This is a genomic window from Pseudoalteromonas sp. G5_S1_54_S4 (genome assembly GCF_054968565.1).
The window spans coordinates 58320-77760 of sequence record NZ_JBQKUL010000005.1; the positions used below are offsets into that span (position 1 = coordinate 58320).

General features: G+C 40.5%; 16 protein-coding genes. 9 read left to right on the forward strand and 7 right to left on the reverse strand.

What is annotated here, in order from left to right; all coding sequences use genetic code 11:
• Positions 1–37: 37 nt before the first annotated feature.
• The 5 genes from ACTRWE_RS03505 to priA form a co-directional block, all read right to left on the reverse strand.
• Positions 38–412: a gamma-butyrobetaine hydroxylase family protein gene (locus ACTRWE_RS03505; RefSeq protein WP_008115008.1), complete on the reverse strand. Its 375-nt coding sequence runs from the start codon at positions 410–412 to the stop codon at positions 38–40.
• Between the two features lie 65 nt (positions 413–477).
• Positions 478–1806: an HslU--HslV peptidase ATPase subunit gene (gene hslU, locus ACTRWE_RS03510; protein ID WP_013463899.1), complete on the reverse strand. Its 1329-nt coding sequence runs from the start codon at positions 1804–1806 to the stop codon at positions 478–480.
• A gap of 12 nt (positions 1807–1818) precedes the next feature.
• Entirely contained in the window at positions 1819–2337 is a 519-nt protein-coding gene (gene hslV, locus ACTRWE_RS03515; protein ID WP_462879499.1) for an ATP-dependent protease subunit HslV, read from the reverse strand.
• A gap of 80 nt (positions 2338–2417) precedes the next feature.
• Entirely contained in the window at positions 2418–2945 is a 528-nt protein-coding gene (locus tag ACTRWE_RS03520; protein ID WP_462879500.1) for an SPOR domain-containing protein, read from the reverse strand.
• 20 nt (positions 2946–2965) lie between these two features.
• Positions 2966–5149: a primosomal protein N' gene (gene priA, locus ACTRWE_RS03525; protein WP_462879501.1), complete on the reverse strand. Its 2184-nt coding sequence runs from the start codon at positions 5147–5149 to the stop codon at positions 2966–2968.
• Positions 5150–5379: 230 nt separating this feature from the next.
• Between priA and rpmE the strand changes: the two genes are divergently transcribed.
• Both rpmE and ACTRWE_RS03535 read left to right on the forward strand, forming a co-directional pair.
• Complete coding sequence (gene rpmE / locus ACTRWE_RS03530) at positions 5380–5595, forward strand: 50S ribosomal protein L31 (protein ID WP_008115018.1); 216 nt, start codon at positions 5380–5382, stop codon at positions 5593–5595.
• Positions 5596–6120: 525 nt separating this feature from the next.
• Entirely contained in the window at positions 6121–7362 is a 1242-nt protein-coding gene (locus ACTRWE_RS03535; RefSeq protein ID WP_016899301.1) for a malic enzyme-like NAD(P)-binding protein, read from the forward strand.
• A gap of 68 nt (positions 7363–7430) precedes the next feature.
• Here ACTRWE_RS03535 and metJ read toward each other — a convergent pair whose 3' ends face one another.
• Entirely contained in the window at positions 7431–7751 is a 321-nt protein-coding gene (metJ, locus tag ACTRWE_RS03540) for a met regulon transcriptional regulator MetJ (RefSeq protein WP_008115021.1), read from the reverse strand.
• Positions 7752–7949: 198 nt separating this feature from the next.
• On the opposite strand from metJ, the gene metB reads away from it, so the two are divergent.
• Complete coding sequence (gene metB / locus ACTRWE_RS03545) at positions 7950–9197, forward strand: cystathionine gamma-synthase (protein WP_462879502.1); 1248 nt, start codon at positions 7950–7952, stop codon at positions 9195–9197.
• A gap of 49 nt (positions 9198–9246) precedes the next feature.
• On the forward strand, positions 9247–11592 hold the full coding sequence (gene metL, locus ACTRWE_RS03550; RefSeq protein ID WP_462879503.1) for a bifunctional aspartate kinase/homoserine dehydrogenase II: 2346 nt from the start codon (positions 9247–9249) through the stop codon (positions 11590–11592).
• A gap of 48 nt (positions 11593–11640) precedes the next feature.
• Here the strand turns inward: metL and ACTRWE_RS03555 are convergent, their stop codons facing one another.
• Positions 11641–14115, reverse strand: a complete 2475-nt coding sequence (locus ACTRWE_RS03555) for a penicillin-binding protein 1A (protein WP_024602146.1) — start codon at positions 14113–14115, stop codon at positions 11641–11643.
• A gap of 131 nt (positions 14116–14246) precedes the next feature.
• Here ACTRWE_RS03555 and ACTRWE_RS03560 point away from each other — a divergent pair, with 131 nt between their 5' ends.
• From ACTRWE_RS03560 to ACTRWE_RS03580, 5 genes are read left to right on the forward strand one after another with little or no spacing between them, the layout of a single operon-like run.
• A complete protein-coding gene (locus ACTRWE_RS03560; RefSeq protein WP_013463905.1) occupies positions 14247–15326 on the forward strand; it encodes a pilus assembly protein PilM in 1080 nt (359 codons plus the stop codon).
• The gene (locus tag ACTRWE_RS03565) at positions 15314–15886 is read left to right on the forward strand and encodes a PilN domain-containing protein (RefSeq protein WP_008115031.1); all 573 of its coding nucleotides are present in this window, start codon (positions 15314–15316) and stop codon (positions 15884–15886) included. Before ACTRWE_RS03560 ends, ACTRWE_RS03565 begins: the two co-directional genes overlap by 13 nt.
• Positions 15876–16478, forward strand: coding sequence for a type IV pilus inner membrane component PilO (locus tag ACTRWE_RS03570; protein WP_008115035.1), 603 nt, complete (start codon positions 15876–15878; stop codon positions 16476–16478). The genes ACTRWE_RS03565 and ACTRWE_RS03570 overlap by 11 nt, the downstream gene beginning before the upstream one ends.
• Positions 16478–17014, forward strand: a complete 537-nt coding sequence (locus ACTRWE_RS03575) for a pilus assembly protein PilP (protein ID WP_008115036.1) — start codon at positions 16478–16480, stop codon at positions 17012–17014. Before ACTRWE_RS03570 ends, ACTRWE_RS03575 begins: the two co-directional genes overlap by 1 nt.
• Complete coding sequence (locus tag ACTRWE_RS03580; protein WP_036955760.1) at positions 17001–19091, forward strand: type IV pilus secretin PilQ; 2091 nt, start codon at positions 17001–17003, stop codon at positions 19089–19091. The genes ACTRWE_RS03575 and ACTRWE_RS03580 overlap by 14 nt, the downstream gene beginning before the upstream one ends.
• The last annotated feature ends 350 nt before the right edge of the window (positions 19092–19441 follow it).

Genomic DNA, 19441 nt, shown 5'->3' on the forward strand with positions numbered 1-19441 from the left:
TTTTTCTCATTCACAGAGTATAAGTTCAGACTAAATACTAGGGGACAAACTTTATGGGTACGCTGTCTTTGTTGTTTTCATGTTGTTTAACACGCTCTAAATACGTATCCCATAAGCTTGTTTGTTCAGCTTGTAACTTAGCAAAATATTGCCAGCTGAACAGCCCGCTGTTATGGCCATCGTCAAACTCTAAACGTAACGCGTAATGCCCTACCGGCGTAATGGTTTTAATACCCACTGCTTGTTTATTTAGTACTAACTTCATAGGCTCAGATCCATGGCCTTGAACCTCTGCTGAGGGAGAGTGTACCCGTAAAAACTCAGCGCTAAATATAACTTCAGAGTTATCATCAAAATAAACATCTAAATTTTTACTCACACTATGATAGTGCACTTTTGTAACTTGTTTCATCGTCATCTCGCTTACAAAAAAGCCTCCATATTGGAGGCTTTTAGTATAACTGTTTGTGTTTTCAATTAAAGAATAAAACGACTTAAGTCTTCATCTTCAACTAGCGCACCTAAGTGTTTTTCAACGTAGGCGGCATCGATAACAAGGCTTGAACCCGCTTTTTCAGAAGCGTCATATGAAATCTCTTCCATTAGCCTTTCCATAACTGTATGAAGGCGACGCGCACCGATATTTTCGGTTTTTTCGTTTACTTGCCATGCTGCCTTAGCAATACGCTCAATTGCGTCGTCGCTAAATTCAATAGCGACTTGCTCTGTTTTGAGTAGCTCGCGTTGTTGCTCAGTAAGTGACGCGTGTGGCTCCGTTAATATACGTTTAAAGTCATCGGCTGTGAGTGCTTCAAGTTCAACACGAATAGGTAAACGGCCTTGTAACTCAGGGATCATGTCTGATGGTTTAGACATTTGGAATGCGCCTGAGGCAATAAACAACATGTGGTCAGTTTTTACCATGCCGTGCTTGGTATTAACGGTAGAGCCTTCAATAAGCGGAAGTAAATCACGTTGTACACCTTCACGACTTACATCTGGGCCTGAGGCTTCACCACGTTTACAAATTTTGTCTATTTCATCAATAAACACAATGCCGTTTTGCTCTACTGCAAAAATGGCCTGTTCTTTTAATTCTTCAGGATTAACCAGTTTACCGGCTTCTTCTTCAGTAAGTAACTTAAACGCTTCTTTAATTTTAAGCTTACGCTTAGTGCGTTTATCACCACCCATGTTTTGAAACATTCCCTGTAACTGGTTGGTCATTTCTTCCATACCAGGAGGAGCCATAATTTCAATATTAGGTTGAGCTTGGGCTAAATCAATATCAATTTCTTTGTCATCTAATTGGCCTTCGCGTAACTTTTTACGAAACGATTGGCGTGTCGATGAATTTTCATCGCGCTGAACTTCACCGTATTGATCTTTCGCTGGAGGCAGTAATACATCTAAAATACGTTCTTCAGCCGCTTCTTCAGCGCGATGTTTGAACTTTTTAGTTTGTTGCTCTCGTGTCATTTTAATTGAAACATCAACTAAATCACGGATGATAGTTTCAACTTCTTTACCGACATAACCTACTTCTGTAAATTTAGTGGCTTCAACTTTAATAAAAGGTGCATTGGCAAGCTTTGCTAAACGACGAGCAATCTCAGTTTTACCTACACCCGTAGGGCCAATCATTAAGATATTTTTTGGCGTTACTTCTGCGCGTAAGTCTTCGTTTAACTGCATACGGCGCCAGCGATTACGAAGGGCAATAGCAACCGCTTTTTTCGCTTTAGCTTGGCCAATAATATGTTGGTCTAGCTCATGAACAATTTCTCTTGGGGTCATATCAGACATAGCGAGTTCCTATTACAATTCTTCGATAGTTTGGAAGTTATTCGTAAATACACAGATGTTGCCAGCAATTGTTAGACTTTTCTCTACAATTTCACGAGCACTTAAGTCGGTATTTTCTAATAAGGCGGTTGCAGCTGATTGCGCAAAGTTACCGCCGCTGCCAATTGCGATTAGGTCGTTTTCTGGTTGCACCACGTCACCGTTGCCGGTGATAATTAGCGAAGCTGTTTCATCAGCAACAGCAAGTAAAGCTTCAAGTTTACGCAGGGCACGATCGCTACGCCAATCTTTAGCCATTTCTACAGCAGCTTTAGTGAGGTTACCTTGGTGCATTTCTAGTTTGCTTTCAAAACGTTCGAAAAGAGTAAAGGCATCAGAAGTGCCGCCAGCAAACCCAGCGATAACTTTGCCATTATAAAGGCGTCGAACTTTTCGGGCATTGCCCTTCATTACTGTGTTACCAAGAGATACTTGGCCGTCACCACCAATAACAACTTTGTCATCACGGCGTACACTTACGATTGTAGTCATGTTATTCCTCATCATCGCGCTGCAAGGAGCAGCGCGTAAAAAACGATTATGAAGAGGTTATATGGGTGAATGGTTTAAATTCAAGTCCAGCCCCAAATTCCGCAGCCGACAATATTAATTCGTTTAAGTTTGTTCTTGTCACTTTCTGCATGACGCTTGGTTTCATAAGGCCCTAAACGCACTTTGTACCAAATACCATTGCTGCCTGTGGTTTTTTTGATTTCTGAAATTAATCCTGCAAACGCTATTTTAGCTTTTAAGGTTTCAGCTTGCTGATGGGTTCTAAATGAACCACATTGCATGACATAAGGGCCTTTTTGTTCAAGTTCTTTTACTTCAACCTGAATCTCATGCTCTTTAATTTCTTTAATAAATTTAGGTGGCCGCGGTTTAGCTATTTCTACTTGTTTTTCGGGTGTTGGATTTGCTTGCTTTTCAACAAGCTCTGGATCGGCATTGTTTTTAACAAACCAGAGTCCGTATGCAAAACCACCGACTAGTAACAAGGCAATAAGGATCAACAAAAACGGGAAGGGTTTTTTAGCCGGCTCTTGTTTAATGTTTTTTCTATTTTTTGGTTTTTTATTAATATAATCGTGCTGTGCCATGGTGTTATATGTGGCCTTACCTAAATCATGTCTGTAGGGTCTACGTCTAAACTCCAGCGAACTTTTTGTGCAAGTTTGCTAGTGCTGAGATAATCAACCATTTGCGCGAGATACTGATGTAGTATGCGTCGATCTTGCGCTTGAATATGTAATTGAAAACGATACATTCCCGCAATTTTTTCTAATGGCGCGGGGATCGGTCCGAGCAATTGTATACCAGATACCCCATTGACAGGAACCAAATCCGTTAGAAAGTCGACGACTTGCTTTATGTTATGTCCTTGTGCGCGAACAATTGCCATACTCGTAATAGGTGGCAACTGCGCATCACTTCGCTCAGTGAGTGCAAAGCGGGCAAAATCTTGATAGCCATTATTAACTAAATCTTGTAATAACGGGTGCTCAGGAAAGTGCGTTTGTAATAATACTTCACCGGGTTCGCCAGAACGTCCCGCGCGTCCTGCAACTTGAGTTACTAATTGTGCTAAATGCTCAGTAGCCCTAAAGTCACACGAATACAAACCACTATCGACATCTAAAATAAGTACTAAGCTAACATCAGCAAAATGGTGACCTTTTGCCAGCATTTGCGTACCAACTAAAATACGTGCGCCGCCTTGGTTTATTTCATCCAGTGCTTTTTCAAGGCTACCTTTACGCCGAGTTGAATCACGGTCGATACGGCTGATCGGGGTGTCTGCAAATTCACTACTTAAAAACTCTTCTATTTGCTCGGTGCCTTTGCCGTTAGGAAAGATTTGCGTACTACCACAGTCAGGGCATTGATGTGGTACATGATATTGATCGCCACAATGGTGGCAAATCATTTGGCCTATTGCCTTATGAAAAGTCGCACTGGTGCTGCAGCGGTTACATTCACTCAACCAACCACATTCATGACAAATCAAGGTAGGAGAAAACCCACGGCGATTTAAAAATACCATCACCTGCTTTCCTCTATTCAGGTGCTGGCGCATTATTGCAAGACTGGCATGTGCAATACCGGCTCGATCAGGCTGACCTTTCATGTCAAGCAGCTTAAACTGATTATCGGTGGCGGTTTGTGCGCGCTCACTTAATGTGAGTAACTGGTATTTGTTATTAATTGCTTTATGCAGTGTTTCTAATGCCGGCGTGGCGCTACCTAAAATAAGTGGAATTTGATGCTGATAGGCACGATACGCAGCTAAATCACGGGCATGATAGCGTAAAGTGTCTTGTTGTTTAAATGAGGCATCATGCTCCTCATCAACCACAATCATCCCGAGCTTTAAAAATGGCAGAAAAATACTCGAACGGGTACCTATAACAATGGCGCAACTGCCTTTTTCACAAAAGCGCCATGTTTGCAGACGCTCGTTATCGGTTAATGCCGAGTGCCATAACATAATAGGGGTGTCAGGAAAGCGACGTCTAAAACGATTGACCGTTTGAGGCGTTAGCCCGATTTCAGGAACGAGCACTAACGCCTGTTCGCCACGTTTTAATACTTCTTCTAGGCATTGCAGGTAAACTTCGGTTTTTCCGCTGCCAGTGACACCTTCTAGCAAAAAGCTATTAAACCCCGTACTTTGATTAATTGCAGTGCAGGCAATGGATTGCTCTTTATTCAAACGAGGTTTGCTGCCAACCGTTGGCGAGGTATGTTGCCATTGATTGTCGTGCTCAATGGTTTGAATTATTAGCTCTTTATCTAAAAGGGTATCAATGGTTTTTTTATTAAACCCGAGGGCTTTGAGTTCGGTTAATGATGATTTACCGGATGCTGATAATTGCTTAAGCAAATTAAGCTGTGTTTTAGCTTTTAAAGACGGTAAAAGTGCCCCCTTTTCGCTTAATGTCACCATGTTTATACTGGTTTTATCAGGGCACTCACCTTGGCGCAGTGCACTGGGCAATGCAATATGAATAGTTTCACCGAGTGGATAGCAATAATAACGCGCTGTAAACTTCAGTAGCTCTAAATGCTGCGCAGATAACACCGGTGAGTCGTCAATAACTTCAATAATAGATTTGATTTTGCCTTCGGGGACTGCTGTATCCGCTTTTAAGCTAAGGATAACCGCTACTTTACGTTGATTGCCAAAAGGGACTAACACACGCATACCAGGCTGTAATTGAGTCAGTGGTGCTAATTGCTCATCCACTTTATAATCAAAGGTGCGAGGCAAGGGGACTTTTATTGCAACTTCAGCAAAACGCATAACAACTCAACCAATTAACGTAATGGTTTAATGTACTAAAAATAGCATTAAAAGCCTACCGACAAATCAGTAATCAATAGGTGTTTGCCGACTTTTTAGCAAAAAGGGTAATTAAAGCTTGTGTGCGTGCAGGTTGTTGGATAAAATTCGCGACCAATAAATTTGTTTTAACGACGTATGGTGCCAGACTTCGGGTTTGGAGAGCGATGCGGCCTTAACTAGAGGTTCCTATGAAAGAAGGTATTCACCCTAAGTACGAAGTAATTTCTGCAACTTGTTCATGCGGAAACAAATTCGAAACTCGTTCTACTCTGTGTAAAGACATTCACTTAGACGTATGTTCTGCGTGTCACCCGTTTTACACTGGTAAGCAAAAGATTTTAGACACTGGCGGCCGTGTTGATCGCTTCAACAAGCGCTTCGGTGCACTTAGCAGCAAAAAATAATTTTTTGTTTCTATGTAAAAAAAGCACCTTAGGGTGCTTTTTTTGTGGCCAAAATTTACTTTCCTACCTGCTTTCTTAGCAATTTTGTATTTATTTTTTTTGCATAACTATTTCCTGTTCTTATTCTGAGTATGCATAAACATTTGCAGACAAAACAGCCAATATTCTCTATATTTTTATTTGTTAAACTTTAAAGATGGTACTCAAATGCAGGTAACGTGAGGTTATTTGTGTTTAAAGTTAAATAAAATTCGGTATTTCACTATTTTAATTTAAGACTAAAAAATACGCTTTATAAAAATAGAACAAGGGCAAAAAGTACCTGTGTTTTTCATTTTTATGACGAATTTATATTTTAAAAATGTCAGGATAATCTAGGGAAGTTGCTGATAAATCACTTAAAATTAACAGTTCTAGCATATAACAGGATAGACCTGATATTGCTTGGAATTTAAAAATAATAAAGGTATCGTAGATTAAAAACTACCTCTCACTTTAACTTAAATTGCAGGATATAATCGCGTTATGTCAGATTTTCGTGAACAAGCACTACATTACCATGCCCATCCCGTTCCAGGTAAAATCAGTATTGAGCTGACCAAGCCCGCTGAGACGGTTAAAGACCTCGCGCTCGCATACAGCCCCGGTGTCGCAGAACCTGTTCGTGAAATTGCCGCTGATCCAGCAAATGCCTACAAATATACTGGTAAAGGAAATATGGTTGCGGTTATTACTAACGGCACCGCAATTTTAGGCTTAGGTAATTTAGGTCCACTGGCTTCAAAACCAGTTATGGAAGGTAAAGCGCTACTATTTAAGCGTTTTGCAGGGTTAGACTCTATAGATATTGAAGTTAAGCACCGTACTACCGAAGACTTTATTAACACGGTGGCTAATATTGCCGACACCTTTGGTGGAATTAATTTAGAAGATATTAAAGCGCCCGAGTGTTTTGAAATAGAAAAAGCGCTTATAGAGCGTTGTAGCATTCCTGTTTTTCATGATGATCAGCATGGTACGGCTATTGTAACGGCTGCGGGTATGCTAAACGCGCTGGAAGTACAGGGCAAAGCAATTGAAGATGCAATTATTGTATGTTTAGGTGCCGGCGCTGCAGCTGTTGCCTGTATGGAGCTTTTAATTAAATGTGGCGCGTTGCGTGAACATATTTATATGTTAGATCGCAAAGGAGTTATTCATACGCGTCGTGATGACTTGAATGAATATAAGCAATTATTTGCAAACAATACCGATAAACGTACTTTACAAGATGTAATTGAAGATGCCGATGTGTTTGTGGGTGTATCGGGCCCTAATTTATTAGCCCCTGAAGATTTAAAATTAATGGCTGATAGACCCGTGGTATTTGCTTGTTCAAACCCCGATCCTGAAATCGATCCGCAATTAGCACACGCTGCACGTAACGATTTAATTATGGCTACAGGTCGCTCTGATTATCCGAATCAAGTTAATAACGTATTGTGTTTTCCGTTTATTTTCCGTGGTGCGTTAGATGTACGTGCCAGTGAAATAAACGACGAGATGAAAATTGCTGCTGTAGAAGCAATCCGCAGTATTGCTAAAGAGCCCGTACCGGCTGAAGTGCTTACTGCCGCAGGCATCGACAAATTAGAGTTTGGTGCTAAATATATTATACCAAAACCAATGGATCCACGTTTGTTACCACGTATAGCTAAAGCGGTTGCGCAGGCGGCGGTTGATTCAGGTGTGGCACAAATTGATATGCCAGAAAACTACATGGCGTAATTGTTAAGTGTAAATTAGCGCAAAAAAAACCTCAGCATTTGCTGAGGTTTTTTTGTATAAAGACCCTTCTAGTCTTCATTTAAAATAGGCACTTCTAGTCCCATTTCTTGCATTATTTTCTTCACTTCTTCAGGTACTTTTTCTGCGTTATCTTTACGCAAATCATCATCATTAGGCAGCGGTTGCCCGGTAAACGCATGCAAAAACGCTTCGCATAAAAGCTCGCTATTTGTTGCATGACGTAAGTTGTTTATTTGACGACGAGTACGTTCATCAGTTAATACTTTTAATACATTTAGCGGGATCGAAACGGTGATCTTCTTTACTTGTTCGGATTTTTTCCCGTGTTCTGCGTATGGGTGAATATATTCACCATTCCATTTAGCCATAAGATGTATCGTTGCCTCAGATTATAAATTGCTCACACAGCATCAAAGCGTGTAAATATGCGTGAAATTCTATCGGTTTAAAAAAGATAGTCAAATACTAGTTATTTAGCTATCTAGACATTTAAATGTTTTGACATCTTAAATTGCATGCGCTACCTTTTAGACGTCTAAACATCCAAATTAGTAAAGGTAGCGAAAATGAGTGAAAAAAATAAGGCAACAATTGCTGTTCGTAGTGGAATAGAAGCCGACAAACAGCATGGTGCGGTTGTTCCACCGCTTTATTTATCAACAACTTACTCATTTGCTGACTTTGATACAAAGCGTCAATATGATTATGGCCGCAGTGGTAACCCTAATCGTGACATTTTGGCTGAGGCGCTCACGGAGCTTGAAGGTGGCGCTAAAGGCATTATTACCGCAACAGGCATGGCAGCCGTTCACCTAACAACACAATTACTTAATAGTGACGATACGTTAGTGATCCCTCATGACTGTTATGGGGGCAGCTATCGCTTATTTACTTCGCTAGAAAAGCGCGGCTTATTAAAACTAGAAGTGGTCGATTTTACCAAAAGCGACAGTTTGACACGCATCCTTGCTATTAAACCTAAGCTGATTTGGATTGAAACACCTAGCAATCCTATTTTACGCTTAACAGATATTAAAGCGGTAACTGATACAGCTAAACAGTGTGGTGCACTGGTTGCCGCCGACAACACATTTTTATCGCCAGCATTACAAAACCCGATTAAGTTTGGCGCTGATATTGTGGTGCACTCAACCACAAAATATATCAATGGCCATTCAGACGTTGTTGGTGGCGCGGTTATCGCAGCGACTGCTGAGTTAGGTGAAGAGTTAGCGTGGTGGGCAAATAACATTGGCATCACCGGCGCGCCATTTGATAGCTATTTAACGCTCAGAGGCTTACGTACGTTAAACGTGCGTTTAAGGCAACACCAAGAAAATGCACTCGCCATTGCACAGTATTTAGAACGCTCCCAGTTTGTTGCCCAAGTTTACTACCCAGGTCTTGAATCACACCCTCAACATGCGCTAGCTAAGGCGCAGCAGCTTGGCTTTGGTGCTATGGTTAGCTTTGATATAAAAGGCGATATAAACGATGCTGCAGCGTTTTTAACGCGCTTAAATGAATTTAGCTTAGCGGAATCATTAGGTGGAGTAGAAAGTTTGATTTGTCACCCTGCGACTATGACCCACGCCGGCATGGACGCAACCGCGCGTGCAGAAGCCGGAGTAGGCGACACGCTTATTCGTATCTCGGTAGGGATTGAAGATGTAAATGATTTACTCGCTGACTTAGACAGGGTATTTAATTTGGTGCGCCCAGGGCAAGCCGATACCGGGCTATCGGCAAAAAGTGGTGCTAGTGAGTCATTTGGTTCAGCAAAGTTAAACGCGGCGCATCCGGCGTTATGGTAGTGCATACCAATCTTCAAAATACAAAACATAAATGCGAGTCGGTATTAATATGGTAAATCAGGTTCATAAATTTGGTGGTTCGAGTTTAAGCTCAGCGGATCGCTTTAAAAGTGTCGCAAATATTATTTTAACTCACGCTCAAGCTGGGGATTGTGTGGTGGTATCGGCTGCCGGTAAAACCACCGATACCTTAGTTAAACTGTGGCAAAGCTACCAACAGCAAGACACTCAAGCTATTGCTGATATTGTATTGCTATTGAGCAACCATCAAATAGCTCTAATTGAGCAATTATTAATAGCTAACGCTAAGCACCATGCGCTTGATTTACTTGAAACTGAGCTCAGTATTATTACCAATCAGGCTAAGCAAGGGACATTAGCTGAAGCTGCGTTATTAGCACATGGTGAATTGTGGTCTGCAAGGTTACTAAGCGCTTACTTAGAACTGCTTAACGTTAGCGCTTGTGCCCATGACGCTAGGCAGTTATTTACGTTAGATACCGGACAGCTGCAGCATGCTAATAATCAGCTGCAGTGCTTAAAAGCCATACAGACGAGTAAAATTAATGTAGTTACTGGGTTTATTGCGGCTGATTTACATGGTGAAACAGTGACCTTAGGGCGAAATGGCAGCGATTACAGTGCCACTTTATTAGCGCGGTATTGCAATGCTAAAAAAGTCTCTATTTGGACTGACACTCAAGGTGTTTTTAGTACTGATCCGCGTAAGGTTGCTAATGCGGTTAAGTATGCGCGAGTGTGCCGTGATCAAGCGAATTTATTAGCGAGGTTAGGTAATCCAGTATTACACGCTAAAACATTATCGCCATTAAAAGATACCGATATAGAATTAGTTGTTCGCAGTAGTTACGATCCTCAAGGCAGTCATACCGAAATAGTTAAACTAGGAATGAGTAAACAAAAACGCTTTTTAACCACAGTAAATAATGTGGATTTACTCATTGTTGATGATCTGAGTGAAGGCGAAGTAGCACATGTTAGCCAACTTATTCAGCATAGTTTGCATCACTTTGAACACGAAGGCGAAATCTACTTACTAGTCCCTGCGTCAGCGACACATCAGGTGGCTAATTATTTTGCTGGCCGCGCCAATATTAGTGAGTCAAACTTAAATGGGGTGGCGATTATTGCACCTGATCAAGAGGTAGCGCCGCTTGGTAAGCAAAGTGAAGCCTTATTACAAACACAATCTATCCAGCCTCGGTTTACCCATTACGGTGAGGGATATACGTTACTATTAACCGATCAAGTACTTGAAAGTGATGTGCTGAGCCTGTTACATGACAAGCTCATTAATAAAGCACAAGAAATAGCTTTAATTATTGCAGGACTTGGTAATGTAGGTGCTGAGTTTATGCGCCAATTACCTGCTCAACTAGCACGCTTATCAACTGATTTTAACGTCAAGTTAGTAGCGCTTTTACGCTCAGAGCAGATGCTGGTGAATGCTAATGGATTAGACTGTGAAAGCTGGCAACTTCAATGGGAAAACCATGCAAGCTCCTATAAACAAGCCGATTTATTGTCATACATAGATACTCTTGAGTATGAACATAAAATAGTGATCGACATTACCGCCAGTGAACATTTTAGTCAGCTTTATAGTAAGTTAGTTGAATTAAACTGCCATCTAATTAGTGCTAATAAATACGCGGGAACCGCATCGCTTTCGTGGTATCAAACACTACGTGAAAGCCTTGCTCAACGTGGCTTACATTGGCGTTATAATGCAAGTGTAGGAGCCGGACTACCGATTAATTTTGCCTTGGCTGATTTACAAAATAGTGGCGATAAAATAACGCGAATAGAAGGCGTGTTTTCAGGCACGCTGTCATGGTTATGCAGTATGTATGATGGCAGTAAAGCGTTTTCAGATTTAGTTATAGAAGCGCAAGCTTTGGGGTTCACAGAGCCTGATCCTCGAGAAGACTTATCTGGACGAGATATGCAACGTAAGTTGCTTATTTTAGCGCGTGAATTAGGTATTGAATTGGAACTTGATGACATTTCTTTATCTGCTTTGATGCCCGATGAGTTAAGTGCAGGCAGCTGGAATGACTTTATTGATAATAAGGCTCGTTTAGATGCATTTATTGAGCAGCATGCGCAAGCGGCTCAGCAACAAAATGCTGTACTGTGCTACACCGGGTTATTAGAGTTTGAAAACAACACGCTAAACGCTAAGGTAGGGATTACCTATGTACCAAAAAGCGAAGCGGTTGCGAATTTGACCCCTGGCGATAATATTTTTGTGATTAATACCCAGTGGTATAAGCAAAACGCATTAGTGATACAAGGCCCCGGTGCGGGTAAAGAAGTGACTGCTGCTGGCGTTCACTCTGACTTATACTGGTTGGTACAAAATATTAGTTAGACCATCAAAAAGGCCGCTAATTTGCGGCCTTTTTACTGTTCGCTATATTTAAAATAGCTCTTCTTCAGTTTTAGTGTTTTCTTCAAATATATCATTTGGTTGTGATAACACATACTTGGTAGGAGCGGTGCCTTTTTCAAAGTATTCAAAACGGCTGGTGTAATCGTTTTTATGACTTAATAATCCGGTTTCTAAATCAATACGAATAGAAACTAAGCCTTCAGGTGGTTCGATGGGCGCAGCAGGTTTGCCATCCAGTGCGGCGCGCATAAAATCAACCCATGCAGGCTGAGCTGTTTTTGCGCCTGACTCAGCACCTGATATTTGACCACTTCCTAAGTTGTTATTGTAGGTTGAGCGTCCCAGTGTATTACCTGGGTTATCAAAGCCAACCCAAACTGATGTCATCACATCGCGGTTAAAGCCACTAAACCAAGTATCTACAGAATCATTTGTCGTGCCTGTTTTACCAGAAAGATCGCGACGTTTTAGCGCTTGTGCACGCCAGCCTGTTCCACTCCAACCGGTTTTATGTGACCAGCTACCGCCACCCCAAATAGCACTATTCATTGCGCTGGCAATTAAAAATGCATTTTGTTTAGAGATGATCTGCGGCGCACAATTTGGTGCTACTTGCTCACCTAGCATTAGCGAGCTAGGTGTTGTCGTTTCATCATCACAAATAATGGTGGGATTGGTTTTAAATAACGTATTACCCATTGCATCTTGGATTTGTGAAATAAAGTACGGCTCAATTAGGTGACCGCCATTAGCAAAAGCACTCATCCCACGAGCTAATTCAAGCGGCGTAATGGATGCACTGCCTAATGCCAGTGACTCACTACGATTTATATCTTTATCGTCAAAACCAAATTTTAATAAATGATCGGCTGTTCTTTGCAGTCCAACGCCCCTTAATAAACGTACGGAAATTACATTCTTAGATTGGGCTAAAGCACGACGAATGCGAATTGGGCCATTATAAATAGCTGGGCTGTTTTTTGGTCGCCATGCAACGCCTTGGCTCTTATCCCATTGATTTATAGGAGCATCATTTAAAATTGACGCTAGTGTGTAGCCTTTTTCAAGCGCAGCTGAATATATAAACGGCTTAATATTTGAGCCTACTTGGCGTTTAGCTTGTACAGCTCGGTTATATTGGCTTTGTTCAAAACTATATCCACCAACAATGGCTTTTATGCGCCCGTCTTGTGGGTCTAAAGAAACAATGGCGCTCGCCGCTTCAGGTATTTGACTTAAAATATAGCTATTATCGTCATTTTTGCGCAGCCATATTTGCATGCCTGGAGTTAATATATCGCTTGCTGTTTCAGGCGCAAAGCTTTGGCGATAGCGTGTAATAAACTTACGTGCCCATTTTAGGTTATCCCAAGTAAGGGTTGTGCGCTCGCCGCTTTTAAGTATAACTTCAGCGCTTTTATCGCTCACGCTTAACACCGCAGCCGTTTTTAAAGGGCCAAATTCATTAACAGTTTTTAAAGTGTTTAATAATTTCGACTGCGTTAATGGCGGCTCTGTTTGCGGATCCCACAATATGGCTTCAGGGCCTCTAAAACCATGGCGCATATCGTAGGCATGTAGGTTATTAACTAGAGCTGTTTGTGCTGCTTTTTGAACATCTGATTCAACAGAGGTGTACACTTTAAACCCTGAGTTATAGGCTTTATCTATACCGTAGCGTGACACCATTTCTGCTCGTACCATTTCTGAAATGTACGGCGCATATAAGTCAATTTCAGCTCCATGAAAATACGCGGTAATTGGTTGGTTAGTGGCTTCATTATACTGCGCTCTTGAAATATACTTCTCTTCAAGCATTCTTCCTAACACCACATTTCTTCTTGCTTTAGCACGTTCTGGATTACGAATAGGATTAAGTGCCGAAGGGGCTTTTGGTAAACCAGCAATCATTGCCATTTGCGCAAGAGTTAACTCTTTTAGTTCTTTACCATAATAAACTTGAGCCGCAGCACCAATACCAAAGGCACGATTTCCTAATTCGATTTTATTTAGGTAAAGCTCAAATATTTCATCTTTTGAGAGGAGGTTTTCGATATGAATGGCAATAAATATTTCTTTTACTTTACGAATGTAGGCTTTTTCTCGTGTTAAAAAGAAGTTACGAGCTAATTGCATGGTAATAGTACTGGCACCTTGCTTTTTCTCACCAGTAGAAATAAGTACTAGCGCTGAGCGCACAATACCAATTGGATCAATACCGATATGATCGTAAAAGCGGTTATCTTCAGTTGCCAAAAAAGCCTGCAATAAAGGCTGGGGAATTTGGTCTATAGTTACAGGGATCCGTCTTTTTTCACCAAATTGGTTGATTAAAAGCCCATCTTTAGTAAATACTTGCATAGGCGTTTGTAATTGCACGTTTTTTAAAACTTGCACGCTGGGAATATCGGATTTAACGTAGTAATAAAGGCTGAGCAATGTAATTAGTGCAAGTAATGCACAAATGATCAAAAATTGTAAAGTTCTTTTTAATAAAATCACTGATATTTCCCTAAACGGACTCCCAATTACAGGTTGAGACTGCTAGTATATATTGATTAAAAATTGAATAATATTTTTTAAGATATAAATTATAACTTGTTTATTATTAAAACAAAGGCAAAGTTGCAAACATGCTAAGTCAACTAATAAAAAAACCATCACCAATGATGGTAGGTATTGATATTGGATCGCACTCTATCAAGGCCGTACTTTTAAGTGAAACAGAAACTGGGCTTCGACTAGAAGCACTTGCAATTGAACCTATGCCAAAAGGCGCTATGAGCGAGCGTAATATTCAAGATATTGAAGCAATTGGTAATGTGATAATCAAGTTAAAACGAAAGCTACCAAAGTCGCTAAAATTCGCGTCTGTTGCCGTCTCTGGGCAAACCGTGATTACCAAAGTTATTTTCATGGATGTTTCCTTAAGCGACGCTGAATTAGAGTCGCAGATTGAAATTGAAGCCGACAGCTTAATTCCTTACCCACTAGATGAAGTGAGTCTTGATTTTGAAAAGCTCTCTACAAATAGTGCTGACCCGAGCAAAATAAATGTACTGCTCTCTGCCGCTAGAACCGAAAGCGTTGAAGCCAGAGTCGGTGCGTTAAGTGCTGCGAATTTAACCGCAAAAGTAGTGGATGTTGAAAGCTATGCGCTAAGTCGCGCTATGGATGTTTACTACCAACAGTTACCATCAGATGCATATGACAAAACGGTTGCAGTGGTTGATATTGGTGCTGTACTCACCTTGGTGAGTGTAGTGCAATCTGGTGAGACAATTTATACCCGTGACCAAGTATTTGGTGGCGACCAATACACAAATAGTATCGTTGCTTACTACAACAAAGGCTTTGATGAAGCTGAAATTGGCAAAACAACCGGTGATTTACCTCCAAACTATACATTTGAAGTGTTAGCTCCTTTTCAAACATCGTTACTCCAGCAGGTTCGTCGTGCTGTTCAAATGTTTTTAACCACCACAGGTAAAGAACAATTGGACTATATTGTATTGACGGGCGGCTCAGCGATGATTAAAGGCATTGATAGATTGCTGATTGAAGAATTAGGAATACACACAGTTGTTGTTGAACCATTTGATAAGATGGAAATATCCCCTAGAGTTGATCGTAATATAATACAGCGCCACCGCACTCAATTTGCAATTGCGACTGGCCTGGCGTTGAGGAGCTTTTCATCATGCCACATATAAATTTATTACCTTGGCGTGAGCTACAGCGTGAGCAGTCTAAAAAGAAATTTATAACACTTCTTATGGCTGTGGTTATCGTCTGTTTTGCTGGTATGTATATGCTGAGTGTGTTTTATGGTGCTCTAAAAGAAGGACAGACGTTAAAAAATAATTATCTTAGTTCAGAAATTACAACCCTCGACAATAAAATTCGCGACATACGTGATCTAGACAAGAAAAAAGAAAACTTACAACAACGTATGCGTTTAATTGAAGAGTTACAAAGTAGTCGTAATTTAGGCACCCAAATAATGGATGAAGTGGCAAAAATAGTGCCTGCAGGGGTTTATTTAACCAAGCTGGAGCGCAAAGGTAATCAAATTCATGTGTTAGGCAAAAGTGAGTCTAATAATCGTTTATCTACTATGCTCAGACAGGTACAAAGCTCTTACTTATTAGAGCGCCCGACTATGCAAGGTATTGTTGCCGGCGATCAATCTTCACGTTTACTCAGCGATTTTAATATGGAGTTTTACGTAAAACCATTTGGCAAAATAGGTGAGGTACGTAATGAACCTTGATTTTAAATCGTTTACAGAAATCGATTGGAATGAAATCGAGCTCGATAACATCGGTGAGTGGCCTGTTATTGTAAAAGCAATATGCGGAACTTTTGTAGCTTGTTTGGTGTTGTTTTTTAGCTACAGCTTATTAGTGTCGGATGAAATAGACAGCTACCACAATGCCGTTGCTAAGGAAATTGAGTTACGCACAACCTACCGAACTAAATATGCAGTTGCCAGTAAGCTTGATATTTATCGTGAGCAAATGGTTGAGATGGAAGATAAATTCTCTCAATTATTAAAACGCCTACCTACTTCAAATGAGACGCCAGGATTATTGGACGACCTTTCTTATGTGGGAACAACCAGCGGGTTAACATTTTTAAAAATTGGTTGGTTGCCAGAAGTTGAAAAAGAGTTTTATACCGAGTTGCCAATTAAAATTGAAGTGGTAGGTACTTATCATGAGTTTGGCGAATTTGTAGGGAAAGTGGCTCAACTACCAAGAATTGTCAGTTTACATGACTTTTCTATTTTATCATCTGGCGAAAAGCAGCTAACATTCAGTGTAGTAGCAAAAACTTACCGTTATGAAGAGGGGGTGAGATGATGAAGCAGCTTCTCTTTTTAACCACTGCGATGTTTTTGCTCAGTGGCTGTAACGAGGATACATCGGAGCAAAAAGAATTTATTGATCAGGTTAAGGCAAATACCACGGCACGTATTGAAAAAATACCTGAGCTAGTTAAGTTTGAGCACTTTGAGTATAACGCCAAAGATTTACGTAGCCCTTTTGTAGCGCCAGAACCAGAAATTATTCAAAACAAGCTAACACAAGTTAAAAACTGTCTTCACCCAGATCCAGAGCGTGTTCGTCAGCCACTGGAGAAGTACCCATTAGATAATTTAGCAATGAGGGGCACAATAGGATCGAACGGCAAAACATGGGCGCTCATTACAGCTGCTGATGACACCTTGCACCGAGTAACAATAGGAAGCTATTTAGGCACCTATGACGGAAAAGTAAGCAGTGTTAATAGTGACTATATTGAATTAGTAGAATTAATCCCTGATGGGTCAGGTTGTTGGAAAGAACGTTTGACCAAATTAGAAATGTTAGAGGCGGCAACCAATGGCGCAAATTAATAAGAAAAAAGGTATACCCTATATGCACAAAGGTGAGTGTTCGCATCATCGTATTTTATCTGCTTTATTGTTTGTTTTTTTACTACTAATGACAAAAGCCGTAAGTGCAGCCCCTTTACTCTATGACGTTCGGTATAATCCATTGCTTAAAGGTGAAACCGAATTACAGCTAGTTTTTGATGAAGAGTTGCAGCAGCAACCAGCAGTACAAGTTTTTAATAGCCCTGCAAGAATAGAGCTACTATTTGATGGGGTAGAATTAGATGAAGGGTTGACGAATATCGCTATCAACCAAGCTGGTATCAGTAACATCACGAGTATGATGACCAGTGCGGGTTTAAAAGTGACCATTAACTTGGACCGATTAAAAATTTATGAGACTGAAGTAAACAATAATTTAGTTTCTATTAGAATTTCTGATAACCCACTCACAGAGCAAATTTTAGCAACCAGCGAAGATAAGCCTGCTTACACGTCTAATTATATTAACGGTATTCAAGCAATTGACTTTCGACGTGGAGAAAAAGGTGAAGCGAAAGTACTTGTTTATCTACAAGATACTCAGGCAGCTGTAGAGGTGCATGAAAGCGGCGGAAAAATCATTGCCGAGTTTCATCATACCGATATTTTAGATGATTTATTGTATGAATTAGATGTACTTGATTTTGGTACTGTGGTGAGCAGTATTGAAACGTTTAAAGAAGATAACCTTACACGTTTAGTGATTGAACCGAACACTGCTTTTGCCTATACCTATCAGCAAATTGAGAATATTTTTACCTTAACGGTTGAGAAAGATGAAACGCAAAATGCCTACTTAGATGGTGGTAAAGAGTACTTGGGTCGTCCTATGACGCTTAATTTTCAAGATATCTCTGTTCGTGCTGTGTTACAGATTATTGCTGGTTACAATGATTTTAACTTGGTAACAAGCGACTCAGTGACAGGCAATATTACTCTTCGCCTTGATGGGGTTCCGTGGGATCAGGCGTTAGATGTCGTGCTTAGAATAAAAGGCTTAGACAAACGCATGGACGGTTCTATTTTAATGGTTGCACCATCTGAAGAGCTGGCTGCCCGTGAAGCAAAAGAGTTAAAAGCTAAACAGCAAGTTGAGGATTTAGAGCCACTTTACAGTGAATACATCCGCTTAAATTATGCAAAAGCAGAAGATTTTGCCGACTTATTAAAAACAGATACCAATAGTATTATTACAGCCAGAGGGAGCGTGTCTGTTGATCAACGTACTAATACGTTATTAATGAAAGACACTGCAAAAAGTATTGAAAGTGTTCGTCGTATGGTCGAGACCTTAGATATACCGGTTAAACAAGTGGTTATTGAAGCGCGTATGGTAACCGTACGTGACAACGTAACTGAAGACTTGGGGGTTCGTTGGGGGTTTAGTGATCAGCAAGGCTCAGACGGTGTTTCTGGCACATTAGAAGGAGCTGAAACGATTTCTAATGGTAATATTCCTAGCCTTTCTGATCGACTTAACGTTAATTTACCTGTGGCGAATCCATCGGCAAGTATAGGTATGCACATTGCTAAATTGGCTAACGGAACATTAATTGATTTAGAATTAACCGCCCTTGAAGAAGAAAACAAAGGTGAAATCATTGCAAGCCCACGCATTACTGCTGCTAATCAGCAAAAAGCGCGTATTGAACAAGGTACTGAGATCCCGTATGTGGAGTCAGCTTCAAGTGGTGCAACAACCGTAAGTTTTAAAAAGGCGGTACTAAGCCTAGAGGTGACACCTCATATCACACCCGATAACAAAGTTATTTTAAATTTAATCATTACTCAAGATACCCGAGGGGATACGGTTCAAACAGGTACAGGCCCAGCGGTTGCCATCGATACGCAACAAATTGAGACTCAAGTACTCGTTGAGAATGGACAAACGGTAGTGTTGGGTGGTATTTTCCAACAGCAAATTATTAATTCGACCAAAAAAGTACCTTTATTGGGCGACCTTCCTTACGTAGGAAGACTATTTAAAAGCACAAGCGAGTTCAATGAAAAGCGCGAACTGCTGATTTTTGTCACACCTAAAATCCAAATAGACTAAATATTTAAGCTATCTAGGTTGAATACCAGCCTAGATAGTATGGGTATGTAATTTAGTTATCGTGGTGTGAACACTCCCTATAAATGTACAATAAGACAGTATATAATTTTGATCATGTACTGTACTGCGGATGTATTTAAGGCTGCGTTTATGTTGTTTGTAATTCAGGCTCTTGTAAAGTTACCATGCGAAAGCTTTCATGAAGCAACAATGTAGTAACCTTAATTGCATAAATTTTAACCCTAGAAGATAAACTTGCCTATAATAAGGTGCTTTTTTGTTAACCAGTGGGTAATTATTTAGTTTAATTACTCGTTATATGGCTTTTTATCCTAATTGACTTGAAATAC